Annotated in this window: 21 protein-coding genes; 6 read left to right on the forward strand and 15 right to left on the reverse strand. The window is 57.9% G+C overall.

Features of this window, described 5'->3' with window-relative positions:
* Positions 1 to 41: 41 nt before the first annotated feature.
* From EI185_RS08560 to EI185_RS08580, 5 genes are all read right to left on the reverse strand, one after another.
* Positions 42 to 320 (reverse strand): hypothetical protein, encoded by a 279-nt coding sequence (locus EI185_RS08560; RefSeq protein WP_124704727.1) that lies wholly within the window; start codon positions 318 to 320, stop codon positions 42 to 44.
* 63 nt (positions 321 to 383) lie between these two features.
* On the reverse strand, positions 384 to 758 hold the full coding sequence (locus EI185_RS08565; RefSeq protein WP_124704728.1) for a hypothetical protein: 375 nt from the start codon (positions 756 to 758) through the stop codon (positions 384 to 386).
* Positions 759 to 1279: 521 nt separating this feature from the next.
* A complete protein-coding gene (locus tag EI185_RS08570) occupies positions 1280 to 2332 on the reverse strand; it encodes a hypothetical protein (protein ID WP_124704729.1) in 1053 nt (350 codons plus the stop codon).
* A 256-nt stretch (positions 2333 to 2588) separates the two neighbouring features.
* Entirely contained in the window at positions 2589 to 3704 is a 1116-nt protein-coding gene (locus EI185_RS08575; protein ID WP_124704730.1) for a ribonucleotide-diphosphate reductase subunit beta, read from the reverse strand.
* A gap of 164 nt (positions 3705 to 3868) precedes the next feature.
* On the reverse strand, positions 3869 to 6745 hold the full coding sequence (locus tag EI185_RS08580; RefSeq protein ID WP_124704731.1) for a ribonucleoside-diphosphate reductase subunit alpha: 2877 nt from the start codon (positions 6743 to 6745) through the stop codon (positions 3869 to 3871).
* Positions 6746 to 7009: 264 nt separating this feature from the next.
* On the opposite strand from EI185_RS08580, the gene purU reads away from it, so the two are divergent.
* The 3 genes from purU (at position 7010) to EI185_RS08595 (ending at position 10544) form a co-directional block, all read left to right on the forward strand.
* A complete protein-coding gene (purU, locus tag EI185_RS08585) occupies positions 7010 to 7870 on the forward strand; it encodes a formyltetrahydrofolate deformylase (RefSeq protein WP_124704732.1) in 861 nt (286 codons plus the stop codon).
* Positions 7871 to 8127: 257 nt separating this feature from the next.
* Complete coding sequence (locus tag EI185_RS08590; protein ID WP_124704733.1) at positions 8128 to 10176, forward strand: bifunctional DedA family/phosphatase PAP2 family protein; 2049 nt, start codon at positions 8128 to 8130, stop codon at positions 10174 to 10176.
* 5 nt (positions 10177 to 10181) lie between these two features.
* Complete coding sequence (locus EI185_RS08595) at positions 10182 to 10544, forward strand: diacylglycerol kinase (protein WP_124704734.1); 363 nt, start codon at positions 10182 to 10184, stop codon at positions 10542 to 10544.
* Between the two features lie 137 nt (positions 10545 to 10681).
* Here the strand turns inward: EI185_RS08595 and EI185_RS08600 are convergent, their stop codons facing one another.
* Together EI185_RS08600 and EI185_RS08605 are read right to left on the reverse strand one after the other, a co-directional pair.
* Entirely contained in the window at positions 10682 to 11026 is a 345-nt protein-coding gene (locus EI185_RS08600) for a VOC family protein (RefSeq protein WP_124704735.1), read from the reverse strand.
* 270 nt (positions 11027 to 11296) lie between these two features.
* Complete coding sequence (locus EI185_RS08605; protein WP_189836342.1) at positions 11297 to 11761, reverse strand: Lrp/AsnC family transcriptional regulator; 465 nt, start codon at positions 11759 to 11761, stop codon at positions 11297 to 11299.
* Positions 11762 to 12130: 369 nt separating this feature from the next.
* Between EI185_RS08605 and leuA the strand changes: the two genes are divergently transcribed.
* Complete coding sequence (gene leuA / locus EI185_RS08610; protein WP_124704737.1) at positions 12131 to 13825, forward strand: 2-isopropylmalate synthase; 1695 nt, start codon at positions 12131 to 12133, stop codon at positions 13823 to 13825.
* Here leuA and EI185_RS08615 read toward each other — a convergent pair.
* Entirely contained in the window at positions 13773 to 14705 is a 933-nt protein-coding gene (locus EI185_RS08615; RefSeq protein WP_124704738.1) for a LysR family transcriptional regulator, read from the reverse strand. The two genes, leuA and EI185_RS08615, sit on opposite strands and share 53 nt — an antisense overlap.
* A gap of 99 nt (positions 14706 to 14804) precedes the next feature.
* Between EI185_RS08615 and metE the strand changes: the two genes are divergently transcribed.
* Complete coding sequence (gene metE, locus EI185_RS08620; RefSeq protein ID WP_124704888.1) at positions 14805 to 17132, forward strand: 5-methyltetrahydropteroyltriglutamate--homocysteine S-methyltransferase; 2328 nt, start codon at positions 14805 to 14807, stop codon at positions 17130 to 17132.
* 156 nt (positions 17133 to 17288) lie between these two features.
* On the opposite strand, the gene EI185_RS08625 is transcribed toward metE, so the two are convergent.
* On the reverse strand, positions 17289 to 17564 hold the full coding sequence (locus EI185_RS08625; RefSeq protein WP_124704739.1) for a hypothetical protein: 276 nt from the start codon (positions 17562 to 17564) through the stop codon (positions 17289 to 17291).
* 609 nt (positions 17565 to 18173) lie between these two features.
* Between EI185_RS08625 and EI185_RS08630 the strand changes: the two genes are divergently transcribed.
* Positions 18174 to 20279 carry a catalase gene (locus EI185_RS08630; RefSeq protein WP_124704740.1) on the forward strand — a complete coding sequence of 702 codons (2106 nt, stop codon included), beginning with the start codon at positions 18174 to 18176 and terminating at the stop codon, positions 20277 to 20279.
* Between the two features lie 74 nt (positions 20280 to 20353).
* Here the strand turns inward: EI185_RS08630 and EI185_RS08635 are convergent, their stop codons facing one another.
* From EI185_RS08635 to EI185_RS08660, 6 genes are all read right to left on the reverse strand, one after another.
* Entirely contained in the window at positions 20354 to 20965 is a 612-nt protein-coding gene (locus EI185_RS08635) for a cation diffusion facilitator family transporter (protein WP_124704741.1), read from the reverse strand.
* A gap of 6 nt (positions 20966 to 20971) precedes the next feature.
* Positions 20972 to 21427 carry a ferritin-like domain-containing protein gene (locus EI185_RS08640; protein ID WP_124704742.1) on the reverse strand — a complete coding sequence of 152 codons (456 nt, stop codon included), beginning with the start codon at positions 21425 to 21427 and terminating at the stop codon, positions 20972 to 20974.
* A 108-nt stretch (positions 21428 to 21535) separates the two neighbouring features.
* On the reverse strand, positions 21536 to 22828 hold the full coding sequence (locus EI185_RS08645; protein ID WP_124704743.1) for a porin family protein: 1293 nt from the start codon (positions 22826 to 22828) through the stop codon (positions 21536 to 21538).
* The gene (locus EI185_RS08650) at positions 22758 to 23408 is read right to left on the reverse strand and encodes a hypothetical protein (RefSeq protein ID WP_124704744.1); all 651 of its coding nucleotides are present in this window, start codon (positions 23406 to 23408) and stop codon (positions 22758 to 22760) included. Before EI185_RS08650 ends, EI185_RS08645 begins: the two co-directional genes overlap by 71 nt.
* Positions 23380 to 24369: an FAD:protein FMN transferase gene (locus tag EI185_RS08655; protein ID WP_223247753.1), complete on the reverse strand. Its 990-nt coding sequence runs from the start codon at positions 24367 to 24369 to the stop codon at positions 23380 to 23382. Before EI185_RS08655 ends, EI185_RS08650 begins: the two co-directional genes overlap by 29 nt.
* Positions 24366 to 24911, reverse strand: a complete 546-nt coding sequence (locus tag EI185_RS08660) for an FMN-binding protein (protein WP_124704745.1) — start codon at positions 24909 to 24911, stop codon at positions 24366 to 24368. Before EI185_RS08660 ends, EI185_RS08655 begins: the two co-directional genes overlap by 4 nt.
* Positions 24912 to 24917: the final 6 nt, after the last annotated feature.

The raw sequence follows: 24917 nt of genomic DNA on the forward strand, positions 1-24917 counted from the left end.
TAATGAAAGACTTGACCCCGAAGTTTTGCGAAGTTTTGAATTCAATGTAACTCATTGCGAAAATGAAGATTTTTTATCCAAAATGAGTAACCCAAATTCCAAGCAGTCCATTTGAGTGGCCTCAGCCATTGCCCATAAGGATTTTTTGGTTGCCCACCATTATTAAAATTATGTTGGGCAGCATCACGCCCTTCATTTACTGCAGAGCCAGTATGTGCATACATCTGAATAAGAGATTGAAAGTTTTCTTCTGCACGACAGTCTATTTTACCTAACCCAATAACTGTTAAATATGGCGTTTCATAATCAAAATTATTCATTGTGAATTCCTTCACATTTTTGTGTGCAGTAAATTAGAATATAAAATCAACACTACGATACTATTAAAATGTGAGTTCCCATGATTCTCCTATTATCTGTGGTCGGATTAAGTCTTTTCGAGCGAGTCGATATTCAGAAAGAGCATTTCGAAGTTCGTTTTTTGCTGTCTCATATCCCTCTTCGTTAGCAAACATTAATAAAAACATTAATTTATAGAATGCCACTTCATCTACATTTAATGGCGTATTACTACATTTGTAATAGTAGTCATATTTTTCGCTAACAACCGCATTAACGACCGCATACATTCTGGAGTGATATCCCCTTGGATTAATTCCAGTTACTTCATTTATTATGGAATCTGCCTTTATTAAAGACGATATTTCGCCGCCATTTTTTATTCCAATAGCCTTAATTGCATCCCAAAAAAAACCCATATATCCCCCAATAATATGTATGGTTCTAATGTCGATACTACAAGTAGTTTTGCTCCACCCTGCTCTCGTCCACAATTTTTTTATTTGCTAACAAATCTGAAATATTCGTGACATGACCACATTTGTCGCATTCATTTGCGGCTAGCGATTTGTATGATGTATTCAAGGGAAGAATGGCTGGCTTCATTATGTCATTCCCACATTTTCCGCAAACATACTTTAATTTATTCATTGGATAACTTTCTAAATATTTTTTCTCACAGGCCATGCAAGAAGCGGGGTCGAGTCTCAATACTGTTCGGTTAAGCAACAATTTAGTGCAAAATCAGAACATAACAAATTGATTTATATACAACATTAATAACTAACCGAACAGTATTGAGACCTGACCCCGAAGTTTTGCGGAGCTATCGCCATTAACACCGAAGCCCTCCAACCCTTTCTGATCACCAAATCGGTAAATCAACTCGCTGGAAGGAAAGAAACGTTCCTGCAATGCCCTGCTCGATGCTTCGCACTCGCTAATAATGCTCATGACAACTGGCCGCATAAAGAGCTTCTGAGCTGCTAATTTTGGCTCGGACTTCCCATGCAAAATCTTCCGCTTCTTGAACCACTTTTGGGAGTCCATCGAAGTTTTTCGAGAAATGAATCTTGCGAAGCCACATGCCAACCAGCCAAATTGGTTTGACTAAATCAGTCAATGGCCTTGCAAAGATCGTCTCCACATCCGCCAGATCATCGTTCAAAAAAAGATTCACCGGGGCATGTCCACCAGGTTCATTTTTTGTACGCGACCCCTCAAACAGAATCCTCAATGTCTCTGGATGATTTTTTCTCGAAGACAAATTTCTAGTTAATCTGTCGAGAGCATCTTTTGATCCAAATTTCTCAAAGTAATCAACAATATTTATTACTGAAAGTTGAGGCCCGTGCTTAATCTTGTTGTAAACCGAACCCATACATTTCGTTGTATTACATGTCAATATCGCAATGGCTGCATCTATTGCAGCAGGGAGCTTTCCCCAAAAATCTAGCTCGCTCTCGGTTCTGGCTATTTTTACAGATGGGATAGGTTTCCACTTTAGTCCCATCATCCATAAGGTATTCACGGCTCCTGTCAGTTTTAATGATTCTGCGAAAACATTCGTGTCAATTTTTTGTCTTTTCTCGTCATGAATTTGGCTAATTAAATTTTCAATGTACTCAACAGACGGCTTTGCTCTTGAGTCTCTGCCAAATGAAGTCAAATACAGGATATCCGCCAAGCGCATTTCTGGATATCGATTCCAACACATCCATGAAAGCATGGTGGAAGCGATGTCCTCAATAGCAGCACCATAAACAGAATAAAAACCGGATGTTGCAATAAGCCTTTCAAAGCTGTCTTCAGTCTGCGCACGCATTTGAACGTATTGATATGCCTGTACGTACCTCATCCATGCGCCAAACCTGACAAAACCATCAAGAAATTCAGCATTGCTAATTGGGACATTTTCGTCCGGCTCAATATAGAACGCAAAACTTGGGGATTTTTGATAAGCGAGCGGCGGTAAATTGATGTTGTTCTTCATTAATATGCCCCGCTAGCTGCAATCCCAGACTACAAGATGGAAGTAGTTTTCGTGTCAATTTTATGGCGGTTAAGTTCAAAAATGGAAGTGTGATAACCACATCTTCTGCACTCGTTTGCAGCCCTAGTTTTGATCATGGGATCAAGAGGAGCTAGCGGCAATTCCAAAAACTCATTCCCACATTTTTTGCAGGTGTGTTTGTAGTGTTTCATGGTACTGAGATCTGTTATCGAACAAGAAACTTGATTTTCACACTTCAATCCCAGCTCAACGCCCCGCCTGTCTGATACTCCGTCACCCGCGTCTCAAAGAAGTTCTTTTCCTTCTTCAAATCGATCATCTCGCTCATCCACGGGAATGGATTGCTCGCGTTCGGATACAGCTCGTCCAGCCCGATCTGCTGGCAGCGCCGGTTGGCGATGAAGCGCAGGTATTCCTTGAACATGCTGGCGTTCAAACCCAGCACGCCGCGCGGCATGGTGTCCTCGGCGTAGCGGTATTCCAGCTCCACGCCTTTTTGCATCAGCACGCGGATTTCCTCGCGGAATTCCGGCGTCCACAGGTGCGGATTTTCCAGCTTGATGGTGTTGATCAGGTCGATGCCGAAATTGCAGTGCATCGATTCATCGCGCAGGATGTACTGGTACTGCTCGGCGGCGCCGGTCATTTTGTTCTGGCGGCCCAGCGCGAGGATCTGCGCGAAGCCGACATAGAAGAACAGGCCTTCCATGATGCAGGCGAACACGATCAGGCTTTTCAGCAGTTTCTGGTCGTTTTCCGGCGTGCCGGTGGTGAAGTTGGGGTCGGTCAGCGTCTCGATGAACGGGATCAGGAAATCGTCCTTGTCGCGGATGCTTTGCACCTCGTGATAGGCATTGAAGATTTCGCCTTCGTCCAGGCCCAGCGACTCCACGATGTACTGGTAGGCGTGGGTGTGGATGGCTTCTTCGAACGCCTGGCGCAGCAGGTACTGGCGGCACTCGGGCGCGGTGATGTGGCGGTAGGTGCCGAGCACGATGTTGTTCGCGGCAAGGCTGTCGGCGGTGACGAAAAAGCCCAGGTTGCGCTTGACCACGCGGCGCTCGTCCTCGGTCAGTGCGTTGGGGTCCTTCCACTGCGCGATGTCGCGGCTCATGTTGATTTCCTGCGGCATCCAGTGGTTGGCGCAGCCGGACAGGTATTTGTCCCAGGCCCATTTGTATTTGAACGGCACCAGCTGGTTGACGTCGGCGGTGCCGTTGATGATGCGCTTGTCTTCGGCGCGCACGCGGCGCGTGGCGGCAGTCGGCTCGACCGGCGCGGCGGCGGACTTCATGCCGGGCATGACGGGTTGCAGTGCAGGGCTGGAAAAGGTGTCTTCAAAGCTCAGCATGGTGATGGTTCTCCTTCATTTGTTAGACCCGCGCGGGAATGCAGGTTCCGGGCAGCGGATAGTGTTTAAAACCTTTAGCCACAGAGTTCACAGAGAAATCGAAAACCCGAAATCCGGCATTTCTCCGTGCCTCGGTGTTCTCTGTGGCGGCTCGGCATTTTTGCTTACTGGCACGACTCGCAAGTGGGATCGTCAATCGCGCAGAACTTGACCTCGGTGGCCGGTTCCGTGGCTGCGCCCTGATGGCTGCTGGCGCCCCCGCTCGCGCTCACCGCGTTGAGTTCGCCGCCCTTGCCGGTGGATTTCTCGGCGCTGGTGGCACCCAGCGTGCGCAGGTAGTAGGTGGTCTTGAGACCGCGCAGCCATGCCAGCTTGTAGGTTTCGTCGAGCTTCTTGCCGGACGCGCCGGCCATGTAGATGTTCAGGCTCTGCGCCTGGTCGATCCACTTCTGACGGCGCGAGGCGGCTTCCACCAGCCAGCTGGTTTCCATCTCGAACGCGGTAGCATACAGCGCGCGCAGGTCGGCCGGGATGCGGTCGATGCGGGCGAGCGAGCCGTCGAAGTACTTGATGTCGCCGACCATCACTTCATCCCACAGCTTCAGCGCCTTGAGGTCTTTCACCAGGTACTGGTTGGACATGGTGAATTCGCCCGACAGGTTGGATTTCACGTAGATGTTCTGGTAGGTCGGCTCGATGCTGGCCGACACGCCGACGATATTGGCGATGGTCGCGGTCGGCGCAATCGCCACGCAGTTGGAATTGCGCATGCCGTGCTGTTTGATGCGCGCGCGCAGCGCGTCCCAGTCGAGCGTGCTGGAGTCGTCCACTTCCAGGTAGCCGCCGCGTTCCGCGCCCAGCAGCTTGAGCGAATCCTGCGGCAGGATGCCGCGGTCCCACAGGCTGCCGGTGAAGCTGGAATAGCGGCCGCGTTCGCCGGCCAGCTCGGTGGAGGCCCAGTAGGCGTAGTAGCACACCGCTTCCATCGAGCGGTCGGCGAATTCCACTGCGGTATCGCTGGCGTAGGGCACGCGCATTTCGTGCAGGCAATCCTGGAAGCCCATGATGCCCAGCCCGACCGGACGATGCTGCAGATTGGAATTGCGCGCCTTGCCGACCGCGTAGAAGTTCACGTCGACCACGTTGTCGAGCATGCGCATCGCGGTGTGGATGGTGCGCTGCATTTTTTCCAGGTCGAGGGTCTTGCCGCCCTGGCCGTCGTCTTTCAGGTGCGCGACCAGGTTGACCGAACCGAGGTTGCACACGGCGATTTCGGTGTCGGAGGTATTCAGCGTGATCTCGGTACACAGGTTGGAGCTGTGCACCACGCCGACGTGGCTTTGCGGGCTGCGGATGTTGCACGGGTCCTTGAAGGTGATCCACGGATGGCCGGTTTCGAACAGCATGGACAGCATCTTGCGCCACAGCTGGGTAGCAGGCACGCGCTTGAAATACTTGATATCGCCGCTGACGGTTCTGGCTTCGTGGCCGATGTAGGCCTCTTCGAACGCGCGGCCGTATTTGTCGTGCAGATCGGGCACGTCGGACGGGCTGAACAGGGTCCAATCGCCGTTTTCCATGACGCGCTTCATGAACAGGTCGGGAATCCAGTTAGCGGTGTTCATGTCGTGGGTGCGGCGGCGGTCGTCGCCGGTGTTCTTGCGCAGCTCGAGGAATTCCTCGATGTCGAGGTGCCAGGTTTCCAGATAGGCGCACACCGCGCCCTTGCGCTTGCCGCCCTGATTGACTGCCACGGCGGTGTCGTTGACCACTTTCAGGAACGGCACCACGCCTTGCGATTTGCCGTTGGTGCCCTTGATGCGGCTGCCCAGCGCGCGCACCGGGGTCCAGTCGTTGCCGAGGCCGCCCGCATACTTTTGCAGCATGGCGTTTTCCTTGATCGCTTGGTAGATGCCGTCGAGGTCGTCGGTCACGGTCGTCAGGTAGCAGGAAGACAGCTGGCTATGCTGGGTGCCGGCGTTGAACAGCGTGGGCGTGCTGGACATGAAGTCGAAATTGGACAGCACCTGGTAGAACTCGATGGCGCGCGCTTCGCGGTCGATCTCGTTCAGCGCCAGGCCCATCGCCACGCGCATGAAGAACGCCTGCGGCAGTTCGATGCGGCGCTCTTCGATATGCAGGAAGTAGCGGTCGTACAGGGTTTGCAGGCCGAGGTAGCCGAATTTCAGGTCGCGCGAGGCGTCCAGTGCCTGACCCAGGCGCGCCAGATCATACTGGGCAAGGCGCACATCCAGCAGCTCTGCGTCGATGCCATTTTTGATATAGCTGGCGAAATATTCCGCATACACGCCGGCCATGTCTGCCTGCAACACGGTGCGTCCGAGCACCTCGTGGCGGATGGAATTGAGCAGCAGCCGCGCGCTGACGAAGGCGTAGCCGGGATCTTGCTCGATCCCGGCGCGTGCTGCCAGCACCAGGGCTTTTTCCACCTCGGCCATGGGCACGCCGTCGTACAGGTCGCGCAACACGGTTTGCAGGATCGCGGTCGGATTGACTTCGGCGCCCAGGCCTTCGCAGGCGGTGGCGACCAGCGCGTTGAGTGCGGCCATGTCGAGCGGCTTGCGCACGCCGTCCTCGGTGACGCTCATGGTGGTCTCTTGCGCGTGTTCAGCGCGGTGCGCGGCGCGTTCCTGATTGCGTTTTTCGCGATACAGCACGTAGGCACGCGCCACTTCGTGCTCGCCTGAGCGCATCAGCGACAGCTCGACCTGATCCTGGATATCCTCGATATGGAAAGTGCCGCCGTGCGGCTGGCGCCGCATCAATGCCTGCACTACCGCATTGGTCAGGCCATCGACCATTTCGCGGATGCGCGCCGACGCCGCAGCCTGGCCGCCGTGCACGGCAATGAACGCCTTGGTCATCGCCACGGCGATCTTGGAAGGCTCAAAACTCACCACCGCACCATTGCGCCGAATGATTTTATAGTCGCCGTAGGCTGCGGGCTGCGCTGGCGCAGCGCCACCTTCAGAAGGTTTGCGCACCGGGCTATCGGAAGAAATGGGAGTGGCAAGTTGCATTGGGCGTCTCCTTGGAATTAGTTTTAGTTACGAACAGGTTATACACAGCTTCTGCAATGAGTTACCCACAACATATAGTGGGTCGCTGGCAATAACCCAACAAATTGTAGTAATCCTGAGCCTTTATCGCAAGGACAAATTTCGTCTTTTTTTGTTGGTTTCAGGGGAATCGCTTTGGAATCAAGCAGCTTGGGCAACACTAATTTTTCTATCCGATTGCGGTGAGCTGTCGAGTCTGGCTATGATGCATAAAAGGGGCTCATCATGACGACTAAAAATACTGCCATCCTGCTCATCAGTTGTCCCGACCAGAAAGGGCTGGTTGCGGGCATTGCGGATTTTCTATACCAGCACAACGCCAATATCCTGCACGCCGACCAGCACCAGGACGCGGAGCTGAAGCTGTTCCTGATGCGCGTGGAATGGGAACTGGCCGGATTCGACCTGGACCTGAATGATTTTGAGCAGCAATTTGCGCCGATTGCCGCACGCTTCCAGATGCAATGGCGCCTGGCACACTCGGCCTACCGCCCCAAACTGGCGATTTTCGTGTCGCGTTACGACCACTGCCTGGCCGACCTGCTGTACCGCTACCAGGCTGGCGAACTCAACTGCGACATCCCGCTGATCCTGAGCAACCACACCGACACGCAATGGCTGGCCGAGGCCTACCGGATACCGTTTCAGCACATTGTGGTAAGCCGCGAGGACAAGACGGATGCGGAGAAAACCCAGCTCGCCCTGTTACGCCACCACCATGTCGATTTCATCGTGCTGGCGCGCTACATGCAGGTGCTGTCGGCGGATTTCATCCGCCACTACCCGAGCCGCATCATCAACATCCACCACTCGTTCCTGCCCGCGTTTCACGGCGCGCGGCCTTATCACCGGGCATTCGAGCGCGGCGTCAAGTTGATCGGCGCGACCAGCCATTACGTCACAGAAGTGCTCGACGACGGCCCCATCATCGAGCAGGACGTGGCGCGCATTTCGCACCGCGATTCGCTCGATGACCTGATCCGGCGCGGCGCCGATCTGGAAAAAATCGTGCTGTCGCGCGCGGTGCGCTGGCACATCGAAAACCGCGTGCTGCTGTATGCGAACAAGACGGTGGTGTTTGATTAAGTCAGGCAGGGAAATAGTGGTTATGAATCAAGCATTGTGCGGTTCGTTACGCCAGGATTCGATGCGCCACAGGCAAACGCGACAACAGGCCTGTATCTTCTTGTGGACGATTTTAGACGGAAGGAATGCCTGCCATACTGCCACATAGCGGAAATTGACACGGTCTTCGGACGCGCCGTTCGCCGCCAACGCGAGGCGGGGTACACAAGCGCGTAAATTCGTATTTATTGCCTTCGCGGCGTGCTTTCCAGCCAATAGTGGACATTGCCAACTTTAATACTTTAATCGCCTGGATTGCCCGACACCCCGAGTGGGCCTATGCGACCGTTTTTTTCGCCGCGTTCACCGAATCTCTCGCGGTCATAGGGCTGTTCGTCCCCGGTGCGCTCATCATGTTCGGCGCAGGCGCCATCGTAGCGGTCGGCTCGCTAGACCTGTGGACCACATTAGCGTGGGCAGCCGCAGGCGCGATTGCCGGAGACGCCAGCAGCTACTGGCTGGGACGTCACTACCGTGCCGAATTGCATAATCGCTGGCCTTTCAGCCGCTATCCGAAACTGCTGGCAAAGGGCACGACGTTTTTTCATCGGCACGGCAGCATGAGTATCTTCCTGGGGCGCTTCGTCGGACCGGTACGCCCCGTGATTCCGGCGGTGGCTGGCATGCTCGGCATGCCTCCGGCACGTTTCTACGCGGCCAACATCCTGTCAGCGTTCGGCTGGGCGCCGGTCTACATCCTGCCCGGTGTCGTCTTCGGCGCCTCGCTGGGTTTGGCAGGCGCGGTGGCAACGCGCCTCGCTTTGATCTTCGTGCTGCTATTGATCCTGATCTGGAGCGGCGTCTGGATTGTCAGCCGCAGCGTGATCTGGCTACAACCACGCGCCGAACAAGGCTTGCTACAACTTCAGACCTGGGCGGATAGCGCGCTGCCAGTGAGAACCTGGTCGTTGCGTGGCATGGTCGCAGCGCTGCTCGATCCGGCGCGCGCCGAACCCCGCGCCTTGCTGGTGTTCGCGGCGGTATTGATCGCCGCTGCGTGGGTGTTTTTCGGGATTATCGAGGATGTGCTGACCGGCGATCCGCTGGTGCTGGTCGACAAGACGGTCTATCACCTGCTGCAAGGGCTGCGCACGCCCTTTGGCGACAGCGTCATGATCGCGCTCACTCAATTGGGCGATGCCGCGGTGACGCTGCCGGTCATCGCGGCAGTGCTGCTATGGCTGGTGTGGAAACGCGCCTGGCGGCCGGCGGCCTACTGGCTCGCAGCAGCGAGTTTTGGTGGCGTGCTCACGGTAATTTTTAAAGCGGGATTCGGTCTGCCGCGCCCGCTGCCCATGTACGACGGCAGCATCGCGTTCGGTTTCCCCAGCGGCCATGCGGCCATGAGCATCGTCATCTTCGGCTTTCTGGCGGTGCTCGCCGCGCGCGAACTGTCCTTGCGCGGGCAACTCGCGGTATTCAGCGCCATGGCCTTGCTCGCCGGCCTGATCGCTTTCTCGCGTATCTACCTGGGTGCGCACTGGCTGTCCGACGTGCTGGGCGGTTTGAGTTTCGGCGTGGCGTGGGTGGCGCTGCTGGGCATCGCCTACTTGCGCCGCCCGGCGCCTGCGCTAGCGGCGCGCGGCCTGCTGACTGTGGCGGCCAGCGCGCTCATCGTGGGTGCCGTCATTCATGCCGCGAACCAGCACAGCGCCGATACCGCGCGTTACGCGGTTCAGCGGCCATCCAAAGTGATGGCGCAGCAGGACTGGTGGCGCCAGGGCTGGCAAACCCTGCCCGCTTGGCGCATCGATATCGAGGGCGAGTATGAGCAGCCGCTTACCGTTCAGTGGGCAGGGTCGCTCGACTTCCTGCGCGCCAGGCTGGCGGCGCAAGGGTGGCGCGAGGCATTGCCGGTGTCCGGCAAGCGATTGTTGCTTTGGCTCGACACCCACCGCACTGCCATGCAATGGCCGCTGCTGCCGCATGTGCACGATGGTCGTTATGAAACGCTGGCTATGATCTACCCGCTCAAGGGCACGCCGGACCAGCGCCTGGTGTTGCGCTTGTGGTCATCAGAAATAATGTTGCAGACCTCGCGCGCACCGATATGGATCGGCACAGTGATACAGGAAAGAATACATCGCCCGCTGGCCTGGTTTAACCTGCCGCAGGATGGCAAGGATTTCAATGCACCACGCCAAGTTTTGTTCGCGAGTCTTTCAGGTTTGCCGACACGTTTTGTCAGGCGTGACGGCGAGCCTCGATCGGCCAGCGGCGAAATCGTCTGGGATAAAAACGTGCTGCTGATCTATCAGCCGGAGTGAATGATATGAAGAACAAAGGAATGCGGCACCGGCTCGGCTTCGCTTGGGCAGGCATTACTGCAGCGTGGCGAAACGAGCGCAGTTTCCGCACCCAGGTCGGCTTCGCCATCGCCCTGCCGGTCGCGCTCCTGCTGTTGCAGGTATCTGCCGTATGGTGGGCGATATGCTTGACTATTGCCTTGCTGGTGCTGGCTGCAGAACTATTCAACACGGCCCTGGAGTCGCTCATCGACCATTTGCATCCCGAGATGCATCCCACAATCAAAATCGCCAAAGACTGCGCGGCGGGTGCAGTTCTGTTGCTAAGCGGTGGGGCTGTCATTGTGGGCATCATTGTGGTGCTGGTCGCGCTGGGTGTGTTGTCTTGATAAAAGACAGGTAGTGGCAATCCTGTTTCATTGCCTGCGCCTCATAGGGCAGCATCTTGGTATGAGGGTGAACGACCGTTTGGGATCGATCTCAGCCATTCAAGCCAAAACATCGGACACCCGTTTTCACAACACCCTCAACCCGTCCGCACACTCTCCCGCGCCATCATTTCCAGCGCATTGCCATCCGGATCATTGACATACACCGAGCGCGTGCCGTCACGATGCGTGGTGAGCGGGCCAAAGCGCGCTGCGTCGTCCACCTGAATGCCGATATGCGGCGGGTGCTGTGCAGGGATGACCAGCGCCATGCTGGTATTGGCAAATTTCAGCAGCGCCCAGGTCACATCCTGATACGCCACTGCACACTTGAAGTTGGCCTGATACCAGGCCACCGACGCCGCTACATCGCTCACAACGATAGCGAGGTGATGGATGCTGTCGAGCGCTGGCTGTCCGGTGGTGTCGGTATTGTTGTCCACGATTCATGCTCCTTGCGTTGTTCACAATAGATATGGTGACTGTAGCAGATGGATGCAAGCTTGCTTTGAAACTGAATTCGTTTTAAACCTTTAGCCACAGAGAACACAGAGGGCACAGAGAAAAGCGGAAAACCCGTTTCGTATACAGCTTTTTTAGTGCGCAATTCTGCGCATTGATTTTGCAGAATGACCTCGAACCACCCAAGCCAGTAAACCACATATGCTCTGTGATCTCTGTGTTCTCTGTGGCTAGTTTTTAAATCACGTCCGTCAAGGAATCGGCAGCGCGCTTTTATCGACCACCCGGCGCATGACAAAGCTCGAATGCACGCCGCTCACGCCCTCGATGCGGGTGATCTGCTCAAGCAACAAGGCCTGATACGCATCCATGTCGCGCACGATGACCTTGAGCTGGTAGTCGGCGTCCTGGCCGGTGATCAGCAGGCATTCCAGCACCTCCGGCAAGGCACTCACGCGTGCCTCGAAATTGGCGAAACGCTCCGGCGTGTGGCGATCCATCGAGATGTGAATCAGCGCCAGCAGGGTAAGCCCCAGCTTTTTGGCGTCGAGCTCGGCGTGGTAGCCGGTAATCAGCCCGGCTTCCTCCAGCGCGCGCACGCGGCGCAGGCACGGCGAGGGCGACAGGCCGATGCGCTCGGCCAGCTCCTGATTGCTGATGCGTCCTTCCTGCTGCAGCAGCGCGAGCAGCTGACGGTCGTAACGGTCCAATTCCATGATTCGCCTCCCCATGCTTTATACAACAACATAATTCCTACAATATCATTTTTATCGCAATATTATTGCCATAATTCTGTTTATTACAACATAATACGCAAGCACATGCCGCTTACTTTGGCCTAATATTCTTCCTGTCCACTACCCGTGGGCACAATAGCGCCAGCCCAAAAAGCCAGCGCCGCGCACCCCCCACAACCGGCGATCGCGCCAGATTCAAACCAGGAAACAAGCATTAGCCACTGAGGACGCAGAGATCACAGAGAGAAGCCCGTTACGTTTGCCCTATCGGCAGATTTTCTCTGTGTTCTCTGTGGGCTCTGTGGCTGCAATTAGGTTTTCCGAGTTAACCCGACCAGGAGCCGCACCATGAGCACGTTTGACCACCGCAAATACCGCCCCACCCCGGCACCGCAGATGCGTGACCGCCAGTGGCCGAGCCGCACCATTACCGCTGCGCCGCGCTGGTGCAGCGTGGATCTGCGCGACGGTAATCAGGCACTGCTGGAGCCGATGAACGTCGCGCAGAAACAGCGCATGTGGGCACTCCTGGTCAAGCTCGGGTTCAAGGAAATCGAAGTCGGTTTTCCGTCCGCCAGCCAGCCCGATTTCGACTTTGTACGCTGGCTGATCGAGGCGCACGCGATTCCCGAGGACGTCACCATCCAGGTGCTGGTGCAGGCGCGCGAGGCTTTGATCGTACGCACCTTCGAGGCGCTCAAAGGGGCAAAACGCGCGATTGTCCACGTTTACAATTCCACCTCGCCGGTGCAGCGCGAACGCGTGTTCGGGCTGGATCGCGCCGGTGTTACCGCGATTGCGCGCCAGGGTGCCGAATGGGTGCAACGCGAGGCGCGAAAATATCCGGCCACCGCGTGGACGTTCCAGTATTCGCCCGAGAGCTTTTCCAATACCGAAATGGATTACGCAGTGGAAGTGTGCGAGGCGGTACTGGACGTCTGGCAACCCACGCCCGCGCAGCCGTGCATCATCAACCTGCCGTCTACCGTGGAGAGCAGTACGCCGAACATATTCGCTGACCAGGTGGAATATTTCGCCACCCATATTAGCCGCCGCGACAGCATCATTCTCTCGCTGCATACCCATAACGATCGCGGCTGTGCGGTGGCGGCCGCCGAGCTGGGCGTGCTGGCCGGTGCCGATCGCGTCGAGGGCACCCTGCTCGGCAATGGCGAACGCACCGGCAACATGGACATCGTCACCATGGCGATGAACCTGTACAGCCAGGGCATCGACCCTGAACTCGACCTGTCCAATCCCGACGAGATCATCCAGGTTGCCGTCGAGTGCACCGCGTTGCCGGTACATCCGCGCCACCCGTGGGTGGGCGAACTGGTCTATACCGCGTTTTCCGGCAGCCATCAGGACGCCATCCGCAAATGCCTGCAACGCCAGCAAGCCGACGCGCCATGGCAAGTTGCTTATCTGCCCATCGACCCGCTCGACATCGGGCGCGATTATCAGGCGGTGATCCGCGTCAACAGCCAGTCCGGCAAGGGTGGCGTGGCGTTTGTGATGGAACGCGATTACGGCCTCAGCCTGCCGCGCTGGATGCAGGAGGAACTGGCGCAGGCGGTGCAGCGCACCAGCGAAGCCGACGGCGGCGAAGTGGACAGCGCACGCATCCATGCCCTGTTCATGCAAACTTTCGTCAACGACCATGCCCGCGTCAGCCTGAAGGGCTACCGTCTGGATCGCACCGGCGGCCAGGACACGCTCGCGGCGCAAATCATGTTTGACCAGCAGATACAGTTAATACAGGGGCACGGAGAAGGTGCCATATCCGCCTTCGTACAAGGCTGGATGCGCCATAGCGGCCAGCGCATCAGCGTGGTGGATTACAGCGAACACGCCATCGGCAGCGGCACCGACGCAGAAGCCGTGGCCTATATCCAGCTCAACATCGATGGTCAGCGCGTAGCCGGCGCCGCGTTCGATCACGACACGGTAAGCGCGTCGCTCAAGGCGGTGTTGTCGGCGCTGAATCGCGTCAACGTGCGTGAGGCAATCCCTCCAGCGGCTCTATCCCCGGCAGCGTCATGAACGCCTGCTCGCGCAGGGTATCGACAAAATCGCGATGAAATGTCCGCTCCGCGTCGCTGTCGCGCGCGGCTGTGTAGAGCCCGCTCCACAAACCCTTCTTGCCGATGGGTCGCGCCACCACGTAGCCGCGTTCGAGAAACGGCTGCACCGCCCAGGCAGGCAGCGCGGCCAGTCCCTTGCGGCTGGCGACCAGTTGCACGATGGCGATGGTGAGTTCGGCCAGACGCCGCTCGGGATTCACCCCGGCCGGCTTCAATACGCGCCGCACCACGTCGAGCAGGCGATCCGGCGCCGGGTAGGTGATCAGCGGGTCTTGCGCAAAATCCTTCGCGGTTAAATACGCCTTGGCCGCCAGCGGGTGGCCGGTCGCCATCAGTGCCAGCATCTCGTAACGGAACAAGGGACTGAACGACACGCCTTTGTGGCGCGCCATTTCCGAAACGATCACCAGGTCGGCCCTGTCTTCGGCCAGCAACGCCAGCGGATCGGTATGAAAGCCTCCCACCAGATCCATCTCCACCTCAGGCCAGTGCGCGCGGTAGGCGTCCATGCCCGGCATCAGCCAGTCGTAGCAGGTATGGCACTCCACCGCGATGCGCAGCCGTCCCGGCTGGTTGTCCTCCGCCAGCCGCGCCAGGTCGCGCCGCGCGGCTTCCATTTTTGGTAATACCTCCTGGGCCAGGTGCAGCAAACGCATCCCCGCCGGGGTGGCGCGCAATGGCCGGCTACGCTCGAACAGCACCACGCCGTAATGGCCTTCCAGCGCGACGAGTTGGTGCGACAGTGCCGACTGGGTCAGGTGCAGACGGGTGGCAGCACGGGTCAAGCTGCCGGTTTCATTCAGCGCCTCGATTACGCGCAGATGTTTAAGTGTCAGCATGTATTAGTTTAATTCATACAAATCAGGAAAATTACTCGTTTGTATCATAAACCAGCTTGTCGCATCATGCATGACACTTTCAAATCCGGACCGACCATCATGACCACCATCCATACTCTGGGCTTTCCCCGCATCGGCAAAAATCGCGAACTGAAGTTCGCACTGGAGAAATTCTGGCGCGGCGAGATCGATGCCGACACGCTGGAAGCCAGCGGCCGCGAACTGCGCGCGCGCCACTGGCAGCTGCAAGCCGGCGCCGGGCTGGACTTCGTTGCCGTGGGGGATTTCGCCTACTACGACCAGATGCTCAACCACATCCAAATGCTGGGCTGCGAACCGGCGCGTTTCGGCTTCAGCGGGCAGGAAACCGAGCTGGCGCGTTATTTCACCCAGGCGCGCGGCGTGGCGAGCGAAGCCAAATCCTGCTGCGGCGGCCATGCCGGAACCGATGATCAGGGCACCTGGGCACTGGAAATGACCAAGTGGTTTGATACCAATTACCACTATCTGGTACCGGAATTCACTGCGGATACGATTTTCAGGCTGGCGTCCGAACGCCTGTTCGACGAAGTGACTGAGGCGCAGACGCTGGGACACAAGGTCAAGGTTACGCTGGTCGGTCCGCTGACTTTCCTGTTCCTCGGCAAGGAAAAATCTGCCGGCTTCGAGCGTCTGGCGCTGCTCGACAGACTACTGTCGGTCTATGGTGAAATCCTGCTGCGTCTGAAAACTCTGGGTGTGGAATGGGTGCAGCTGGACGAGCCCATCCTGTGCCTGGACTTGCCGCTGGCCTGGAAACTGGCATTCGAACCCGCCTATAACCGGCTCAACGCCGCCGGGGTAAAAATCCTGCTCGCCACCTATTTCGGCGCGCTGGGCGACAACGCCGTGCTGGCCTGCACGCTGCCGGTGGCTGGCCTGCATATCGATGCGGTGCGCGCGCCGCACCAGCTGACCACCGTGCTTGATCGCCTGCCGCATTACAAGGTGCTGTCGCTGGGGGCAATTGACGGACGCAACATCTGGCGTGCCGATCTGGACCAGACACTGGAGCTGGTGGCAACGGCACACGCGAAACTGGGCGACCGGCTGTGGATCGCACCATCGTGCTCGCTGCAGCACGTACCGGTGGACCTGAGAGGGGAAGACAAGCTGGACGCCGAATTACGTTCATGGCTGGCGTTTGCGGTACAAAAACTGAATGAACTCGGTGCATTGAAACTGGCGCTGAACAAGGACATCGGCGCCGCCGACCTGGCATATGCCAACGCATTTGGCGCATCGCGCAGTGCCGCCGCCACGCGCCGCGCCAGCCCGCGCGTACACAACCCGGCGGTGGCATCACGCCTGACTGCATTGCCGCAGGATGCAGACCGGCGCGCCACACCGTTCAAGGCGCGTCAGGCCAGACAGCGCGCACGCTTCAACCTGCCCGCCTTCCCCACCACCACCATCGGTTCTTTTCCGCAAACCAAGGAAATCCGCGCTGCGCGTGCCACCTTTAAGCGCGGCGAGTTGTCCGCAGCGGATTACACCGCAGCGATGCAGCGCGAAATCAAGCTGGCGGTGGACAAGCAGGTCAGCCTCGGGCTGGACGTGCTGGTGCATGGCGAGGCCGAACGCAATGACATGGTGGAATATTTCGGCGAACAGCTGGCCGGGTTTGCCTTCACCCGGAACGGCTGGGTGCAGAGCTACGGTTCACGCTGCGTGAAGCCGCCGGTGATTTACGGCGATGTGTCGCGCCCCACGCCGATGACGGTGGAATGGACCGCCTACGCGCAGAGCCTGACCAGCCTGCCGATGAAGGGCATGCTCACCGGCCCGGTCACCATCCTGCAATGGTCGTTCGTGCGCGACGACCAGCCGCGCAGCGACACCGCGCTGCAAATCGCGCTGGCGATCCGCGATGAAGTGGTTGACCTGGAAGCCGCCGGCATCGGCATTATCCAGATCGACGAACCGGCCATCCGCGAAGGCCTGCCGCTGCGCCGCGGCGACTGGCCGGCGTACCTGGACTGGGCCGGGCGCGCATTCCGCATCTCCGCATCGGGCGTGCGCGACGAGACGCAGGTCCATACCCACATGTGCTATTCCGAGTTCAACGACATCCTGCCCGCCATCGCCGCACTGGATGCCGACGTCATCACCATCGAGACCTCGCGCTCGGACATGGAACTGCTGCGCGGCTTCGGCGATTTCAAATACCCCAACGAAATCGGCCCCGGCGTGTACGACATCCACAGCCCGCGCGTGCCATCCACTGAGGAAATGACACGCCTGCTGAAAAAAGCTGCCGAGGTAGTGCCCCCGGCAAATCTCTGGGTGAACCCGGATTGCGGCCTGAAAACCCGCGCCTGGCCGGAGACCGAAGCCGCGCTGGCCAACATGGTGCAAGCCGCGCGGCTAATGCGCGCTGCTGTTTAGCTGACGGCTGGCCTGCACCATCGTAGCCTGCGCGTTTACCTGCTGACGGCGGGAATATCGGTACAAGCGGCAGCTTGAGGGGTTAAGGGGTCACATCTTGTATTGGAATCGAGCCTCCGCCGGGGCGTCCCGCTTGCGCGCTCATCCGGCGTTTTGCTAGGTTTGCTCCCGGCGGCGCGCTTCTTCCAGGAAGGCATTCTGTCCCGCCAGCAGCAGGTCGTGGATATCGGTGACGTTTACCGGCCGGTCACTCTTCAGTCCGTCGACCACCAGCCGCACCCATCCGTCGGGTTCGTGAACCGCCGATCTGTCGTCCCTCGTGGTGATTTCGTATTTCCGGTTGAACTCCTCCTGCTTAATGAACTGCAGCTTGAGCCCCCCGGTATGCGTCGCGGTCTTTCGGCTCCAATCAATCATCCATTCGCTGCCCATGAAGCTCTCCATTTGCCATTTGTTGTTTTGCTTCCAGGGGGAAAGCCCTGTTTGCGACAATATCGTCAGCCGAGTACGAGTGAAGCGACAAAGACCGCAGGCTGCCATGGGGCCGTATTTTATATCAGGATGCCTGTCCTTAATTCTTTTAATGAACGCATACCATCGTGGCTTTCATGGCTTCTCCCTGGATACGAGTTGAAAGTGGCGCTCTCTTTCCATCCGTTCAGCATGGGAACAAAAGACACTCCGGCCACAAATGATGCTATTCCAACTTCACAATAGCCGATGGTCCGCATTCCGCAATACCCAGTTTGACGCCGCGTGGCTATTTTTCCTCCAGGGGCTCGAGCCGTATCACCAGATACTCAAGCCCTGTGGTTGTCTTTGCATCAATTTCACAAAGCAACTCCCTGTCGGTATCAAGGTTCGTCGGCCCCCAATCCACTAGCGTGCGTCTCCGTACAGACCTGATTGCTCTGTGCGCTTAAGGTGCAGTAATACTTGGTACACCTTGCCGCAACCATGTAGCACTACCCAACATCCCGGCGCCACACACGTGAAGAGGCAATGGCCGGTAGACCGACATCACTTATCAGGAGATCGATCATGAGCAAAGAAAAGACCATGCGCAATTCAGGAAAGGCGAAGCATTCGGCCCCGAACGGCGACACAAAAATCGGTGCCGGAGGCGAACTGCACCAGATTGTCGGGGGGAAGCACTCCGCACTCACTACCAATCAGGGCGTCGCGCTTGCCGACAATCAGAACTCGCTCAAAGCCAATGCGCGCGGCCCTGCGCTGCTGGAAGATTTCATCCTGCGCGAAAAAATTACCCATTTCGATCACGAGCGTATTCCCGAGCGCATCGTGCACGCGCGTGCGACCGGGGTGCATGGGTACTTCGAGCTGACCGCTTCGTTGAAACGATATACCACCGCCAAAATACTCACCGAGGTAGGAGTGAAGACGCCCCTGTTTACGCGTATATCGACTGTTGCAGGCGGCGCTGGCTCGGTCGACACGCCGCGCGATGTGCGCGGGTTTGCCGTCAAGTTTTATACCAAGGAAGGCAACTGGGACCTGGTCGGCAACAACATTCCGGTTTTCTTCATCCAGGATGCCATCAAATTTCCAGATCTGATTCATGCGGTAAAAATGGAACCCGACCGCGGTTTCCCGCAATCGGCAACCGCTCACGACACGTTCTGGGATTACATGTCGCTGACGCCGGAAGCCATGCACATGGTGATGTGGATCATGTCTGACCGCACAATCCCGCGTTCGCTACGCATGATCGAAGGATTTGGCATACATAGCTTCCGGTTGATTAACGACGCCGGCGAATCCACTTTCGTAAAATTCCACTGGCGTCCCAAGCTCGGCCTGCAGTCCACCATCTGGGATGAGACAGTGAAGATTTCCGGTGCGGATCAGGACTACCAGCGCCGCGACATGTTCGAAGCCATCGAAGCCGGAAATTTTCCGGAATGGGAATTCGCGGTTCAGCTGTTCACCCAGAAAGAAGCGGATAAATTTCCGTTCGATCATCTGGACGCAACCAAGCTGATCCCCGAAGAGCTGGTGCCATTGCAGGTAATCGGGCGCATGGTGCTGGACCGCTGGCCGAACAATTTTTTCGCCGAAACCGAACAGGTGGCCTACTGTCCAGCCAATATCGTGCCCGGCATCGATTTCTCCAATGATCCCCTGTTGCAGGGCCGTTTATTCTCCTATCTCGACACGCAGCTTTCGCGCCTGGGTTCGCCCAATTTCCACCAGATCCCGGTCAACGCGCCCCAGTGCCCGTTTGCGAACCAGCAACGCGACGGACACATGCAGATGGAGCAACCGGCAGGCCGTGTTGCGTATGAGCCCAACTCCTTGTCCAAAAACTCGCCGCGCGAAACACCGGTCGGGGGCTTTCATAGCGCGGCAGTCAATGAAAGCGGCGAGAAAGGCCGCGTTCGCCCCGAGAGTTTCGCTGACCACTACAGCCAGGCGCGCCAGTTCTATCTGAGCCAGACCGCTTACGAGCAGGCGCATATCGCTTCAGCATTTGTGTTCGAACTGTCCAAAGTCGATCATTTGCACGTGCGTGAGGCCATGGTCGGTCACCTCCTGCATATTGAGAAAGACCTCGCCCAGCGCGTCGCCAACGGTCTTGGGTTTTCCAAATTACCTGAAGCGCCGGCAGCCGCTGCACCCGTGCAGAAACTGCCCGTTTCGCCGGCATTGCAGATCATCGGCAAAATGAAGGATACCTTGATGGGGCGCGCAATTGCCATCCTGATTGCAGACGGTTCGGACGGCGCCATCATTAAAAAAGTGCAAAAGGCCGCGATCGACGCCGGCGCCACTGTGAAGATCGTTGCACCCAGGGTGGGGGGCGCAAAGCTGGCCGATGGCTCAGTGCTGGCGGCGAACGGACAATTGGCGGGTTCACCCTCTATATTGTTTGACGCGGTAGCGGTCATTCTCTCCGCGGATGGTGCCAAAGCGCTCGCGAAGGAAAGCGCCGCAATCGATTTCGTGCGCGATGCATTCGGTCATCTCAAAGCCATCGCTGTGGACGCCGGTGGTCGTGCGCTTTTGAAAACAGCGAATGTGGGAAATGATGCGGGAATAGTCGATGTCGCCGACCAAAAGGCATTTATTGCAGCAGCAAAAATGCGCCAGTGGGCCCGGGAGAAATCAGTGCGAACCTTGGCATAGACGTCCGTTACGAACAGGCATTGATCGACCGCCCCGGCTCGCTGGTATTCCTTTCGCAGGGTAAAGCCTACGATTCAGGTTGCCAGAAATTCGTGGCGGGCCTGCCTCACCACCCGCCATGCCGAGTGCAGGAACAGAGCGGCGATACCGAAGCCGACTACCCAGTCCGGCCATGGCTGGTGGATCGTGGCAATCAATCCGGCAGCAACGAGTACCGAGACATTCGCAACAATATCGTTGCGCGAGCACAGCCACACCGAGCGCATGTTGATATCCTCGTCGCGATGGCGGGTGAGCAGACGCAGGCACACCAGGTTGGCAGCCAGCGCCAGCAAACCCACCGCGCCCATGGTGGCGGCCTCGGGTGGAACAGCATTGAACATCCGGTATGCCACCTGCCCCAGCACGAACAAGCCGAAACCTGCCATCACCAGGCCCTTGACCAGTGCAGCGCCCGCCTTCCAGCGCAGTCCGCGCGTCACCGCATACAGGCTCAGTGCATACACCAGCGCGTCGCCCAGCATGTCCAGCGAATCCGCCATCAGTGCGACGGAACCGGCCGCCAGCCCGGCGCCGAACTCGACCCCGAACATGACGCTGTTGATCAGCAATACCCACTTCAGCGTGCGCGACTGGCGCGCCTGGAGCTGGCCGACCGCACAGGCGCTGTCTTCGCAGCATCCCATGACAAATTAACCGTCAAATTCGGCAATATCGCCGGGCTTGCGCAGCATCTTGTTGACTTCTCCGGCATGCAGCTCCTCCGCTGCGATGAGTTCGCGCGCGTATTCCTCCAGCAATACCGATTTTCCCTGAGCCAGTTCGAGCAACTCGTAGTAAGTGGCCAACGCGGCCTGCTCATGTTCCAGCGATTCGCGCAGGATGGCGCCGATGTCGTGCTGGTGGGTCTCCAGCAGCGGGCCGATACCCAGCGATGGATGGCCGCCGAAATGGGTGATCAGCTCACCCGCGCGGCGCGCGTGCAGCAGGCCTTCATCGCCCTGTTCGGTCAACCAGCTCACAATCGGGATGCGGTTATAGCCGTAGATCATCAGCGCGTAATGGGTGTAGCGCACCACGCCGGCGAGCTCCAGTTCCATGATGCGGTTCAACAGTGTAATGGCTTGCTGCTTGTCCTGGGTTTGCATGATTTTCTCCTTGGTGAAACGCCGGTCACCCGGCGGGACGGGAAGCCCTGATTGGCCATGCCTGTGTACTAAAAATGGGCGCTGGCTTCCCGGACTTACACCATTACTCTAGAACATATAGCCCACACCAAGGTTGAAGCGGTCTTTCTTGTTGTCGGTTTTGTAGTTCTGCCAGTCGGCTTTCAGCACCACTTCACGGCTCAGGTTGAAGTTGGCGCCGGCTGTCACGACGGTCTCGTCATTCAGCGGATTGGCCGTATAGCCCGCATCCACGCTGTCCTGGGTATTGTAGCGCTCGTAGCGCACAAACGGACTCAGGCGCATGTCACCTTTTTTCCATACATGGTAGGCCGCCTGGCCGTACCAGCCATAGAAGGACTTGGGCGCAGCGCCACCGGAAGTGGGTACCACGCCGACGGCCTGATTGATCGCCAGGGTATCGCCCAGCGTGCCGCGTGCGTAGAGTGCTTGCAGTTCCAGATTACCCACACCGTATTTACCATGCACATCCCACAACGTCAGGCGCGCGTCTTTACCTTGCAAAAATGGACTGGGATTGTCGCCGTTGCCGTTTTGTGCGGTGTTACCGGTGAATAGCCCGGCCCCCAGCATCCAACCGGGTTGACGGTAATTCAACCCGGCATAGATTGCCAGATCATTGGCAGCCGCCTTGCTGGCTTCGCCATGCATGTCCTTAACAGCGTATGCCGCATTGCCTGCATACTTGCTGGCGTCAAAGCCGGTGGAAATACCGATGTTGTATTCCAGGACGCTATCCAATACGCGGCCTTGCAGGCCAATCCCTGCCTCACGCCAGGTAGAAGGGATGATGCGGGTCTCCACCTCGTTGCGCAGCACACCATAGTAAGTCGGCGGCTCGTGGGTTTCATTGAGAATGCCCAGCGGCATCAGCATCAAACCGGCACGCAGATTCATCTGTGGCAGCAAGTTGTATTCGATGTAACCCTGCTCGACTTCGATTTCTCCTTTATCCCCCGCGCTGGATACGGCGTGTTCCAGTTCCAGTTCAGAATATAAACGCAGCCTGTCGTTAAAACGATGCCCGAGAAACATCACAAAACGGTTGAAGTCCACTTGATCCTTGACCGAGCCATCGCGATAATTGCTGTACGACAGCTCACCATAACCACCGATGCTGGTATCCGATGCAGCGGGTGGGTTATCTGCCTGATTACTCGCGACGGCTGCTTTGACAGCGCTGTCCACCTGCTTTTCACGCGCCGCTTTTTCTTCGGCCAGCTGCTGCTTGAGCGCCGTCATTTCCTGCTGCAGCTGATCGAGCTTTTGTTCCAGGGTGCTGGTGGACGATTCAGCGTGGGCGCTGAACGAGAGCGTGATCAGCGTCGCCAGGAGCGCCGGTTTCAACTTGGAGGGGTGCATGATTTTTCCTTTCGGCAGAGCAAGCGGTGTTCGGCTGGCTGGCGACGCTGAAAGGCGTGGGGCTGGCTGGCTGGTTGAGATGGGTATCCAGAGCAGATACGGGTTTAAAAACAGTTTTCGAGCGGGCGCGGCCACGCTGGATGTGCAACACCAGCATCAACGGCAACGCCAGCCCGACCACCCAGTGCAGCAGGGGCAGCCAGGCGGCGTTGGCATCGGTGGCGAAGTAATACAACGCGTAACCGGTCAGTGACAGCCACAGCAATACGCTTTGCATTAAAAAACCGGTACTGCGGTTTTTGTGCAAATGCCAGGCGCGGCGGGTGTGGATAGGCAGCACCGAGCCAACAACAACGAGTATGGCGAACCCCATCAGCCCATGCAGGCGCAGCCACCAGATTTCCAATGGGTGCGCCGTTGCACCGAATTCACCCGGCACGCGCAGAAAATAATGAAACCCCAGCCACAGTGCGCCGGACAACCACAACAACGCGAACACGCCATACAACACGCGCTTGTGCGGCTTGGCAAAGCGGATCGGCAGCGGCAAGTTATACATCGCATGCCTGTTCGCTGTCATTGGCGATACCCCAGCGCGCGCGACAGCCGGGCTGACCAGTTGCGGCACTATCAAAGATACGGCAGCCGCCGCTCACCGGGTCGTGTTCCAGCATCAGTGCTCGTGCATTGAAACGTGCCAGCACAGCACCGGCCTGGGCGGGATCGGCGTGCACGACCTTGGTCAGCGCATCGGCGGTCATGCAGTCTTGCGCCAAAACCGTCACGCTGCGCTCCACGCCGCATGCCGCGCGCGTGTGCGGGTGAATCAACGGCGTGATCATGCGCCCGCGATGGCGGCGCTGGGTATAGTAACCGGCGGAGGTAGCGGCGGCACCTGCACGCAATTCAACCAGCGGCACGATGCTGGTGGGTGCGCCCGGGTGGCGTACATGCAGGGTCTGCGTGGCATCACCGAACAGGCGCAAATCGCCGCCGGCGTTGACCCGCCCGGCGCTGATGCCTGAATCCATCAGCGCCTTGATGGCGAGGTCCACCGCATAACCCTTGGCGATACCGGATAAATCGATGCGCAGGCGCCGCATCAGCCGCACCCGGTTGTCCGGCAGCAGCGCCACATGGCGCCAGTTGCCCCGGCCGGAAATACGCGGGAAATCGGCGTGACGCGGCAGAAAACCCAGTTGCGTCAGCGTCTGCGCAATGCTGATGTCGAACAGCCCGCCACTCGCTTCAGCCATTTCCCGGGCCGCAGTCAGCACCCGCCAGGTGTGTTCATGCACCGGCAGCGGGCGCTCGAACGCGCAGCGATTGATGCGCGATACGTCCGAATCGGCAGCGTGATAACTCATCAGCGCGTGCACCATTTCCACCGCCTGGAAAGCACGCTCGATCCCGGCCTGCACCTGCTCAGCGCTCGCGCCGGTTGCCGCGATTTCCACCAGGGTACCGAGCAGCGGCCGTGCGCGCAGATGTTCGACGCCGGGTTGCGATTGCAGCAGAGCTGCATCGAGCGGCGCATTCACTTCAATGCCGCCTCGTAGGTCGCCAGCAGCCGCTTGACCCCGTCGGTCAGGTGTTTGCACGACAGCGTGGCGCCACTGATGTTCTTGATGTCCTCATCCAGCTTCAGCGTATCGCCGGCCTTCTTGCCGGTGAACTGGGCGCGCCATTTCGGATTTTTCACCTCGCCGCCGTGGGTTTCGCGGTAATCGAGGATTTCCACACCCTTCACCGCGCCATCCAGACCGACGGCCACCGCGTAGGTAATGAATTCGTGCTTGCCGTAGACTTCATCCAGGATGAACCAGCCTGTCGCCTTGCCGCCCTGTTTGGCGTGCCAGGCAGCGACTTCCGCCGTGCGCACGCGCACACCCGAAGCGGATTCGATCGCACTACGCTGGGCGGCGCTGAGCGCGACAGGCCTGGCTTCAAACTGGTCGGCGCCGGGAAACAATACCTTCTGGGCCTGCTCCACGCTCAGGTACTGCACCGCGAATGCGGGTGCAGACGCCGCAGCGGGCAGAATCAACGCCGGGATCATCAGCCAGCGGTCTAAATTGCTCATGCTCAT

This window comes from Sulfuriferula multivorans (assembly GCF_003851125.1).
GTDB classification, from domain to species: Bacteria; Pseudomonadota; Gammaproteobacteria; order Burkholderiales; family Sulfuriferulaceae; genus Sulfuriferula; species Sulfuriferula multivorans.

Coding starts and splice junctions, on each gene's coding strand:
- EI185_RS08560 (WP_124704727.1), bottom strand. CDS start 320: ATGAATAATTTTGATTATGAAACGCCATATTTAACAGTTATTGGGTTA.
- EI185_RS08565 (WP_124704728.1), bottom strand. CDS start 758: ATGGGTTTTTTTTGGGATGCAATTAAGGCTATTGGAATAAAAAATGGC.
- EI185_RS08570 (WP_124704729.1), bottom strand. CDS start 2,332: ATGAAGAACAACATCAATTTACCGCCGCTCGCTTATCAAAAATCCCCA.
- EI185_RS08575 (WP_124704730.1), bottom strand. CDS start 3,704: ATGCTGAGCTTTGAAGACACCTTTTCCAGCCCTGCACTGCAACCCGTC.
- EI185_RS08580 (WP_124704731.1), bottom strand. CDS start 6,745: ATGCAACTTGCCACTCCCATTTCTTCCGATAGCCCGGTGCGCAAACCT.
- purU (WP_124704732.1), top strand. CDS start 7,010: ATGACGACTAAAAATACTGCCATCCTGCTCATCAGTTGTCCCGACCAG.
- EI185_RS08595 (WP_124704734.1), top strand. CDS start 10,182: ATGAAGAACAAAGGAATGCGGCACCGGCTCGGCTTCGCTTGGGCAGGC.
- EI185_RS08605 (WP_189836342.1), bottom strand. CDS start 11,761: ATGGAATTGGACCGTTACGACCGTCAGCTGCTCGCGCTGCTGCAGCAG.
- leuA (WP_124704737.1), top strand. CDS start 12,131: ATGAGCACGTTTGACCACCGCAAATACCGCCCCACCCCGGCACCGCAG.
- EI185_RS08615 (WP_124704738.1), bottom strand. CDS start 14,705: ATGCTGACACTTAAACATCTGCGCGTAATCGAGGCGCTGAATGAAACC.
- metE (WP_124704888.1), top strand. CDS start 14,805: ATGACCACCATCCATACTCTGGGCTTTCCCCGCATCGGCAAAAATCGC.
- EI185_RS08625 (WP_124704739.1), bottom strand. CDS start 17,564: ATGGGCAGCGAATGGATGATTGATTGGAGCCGAAAGACCGCGACGCAT.
- EI185_RS08630 (WP_124704740.1), top strand. CDS start 18,174: ATGAGCAAAGAAAAGACCATGCGCAATTCAGGAAAGGCGAAGCATTCG.
- EI185_RS08635 (WP_124704741.1), bottom strand. CDS start 20,965: ATGGGATGCTGCGAAGACAGCGCCTGTGCGGTCGGCCAGCTCCAGGCG.
- EI185_RS08640 (WP_124704742.1), bottom strand. CDS start 21,427: ATGCAAACCCAGGACAAGCAGCAAGCCATTACACTGTTGAACCGCATC.
- EI185_RS08645 (WP_124704743.1), bottom strand. CDS start 22,828: ATGCACCCCTCCAAGTTGAAACCGGCGCTCCTGGCGACGCTGATCACG.
- EI185_RS08650 (WP_124704744.1), bottom strand. CDS start 23,408: ATGACAGCGAACAGGCATGCGATGTATAACTTGCCGCTGCCGATCCGC.
- EI185_RS08660 (WP_124704745.1), bottom strand. CDS start 24,911: ATGAGCAATTTAGACCGCTGGCTGATGATCCCGGCGTTGATTCTGCCC.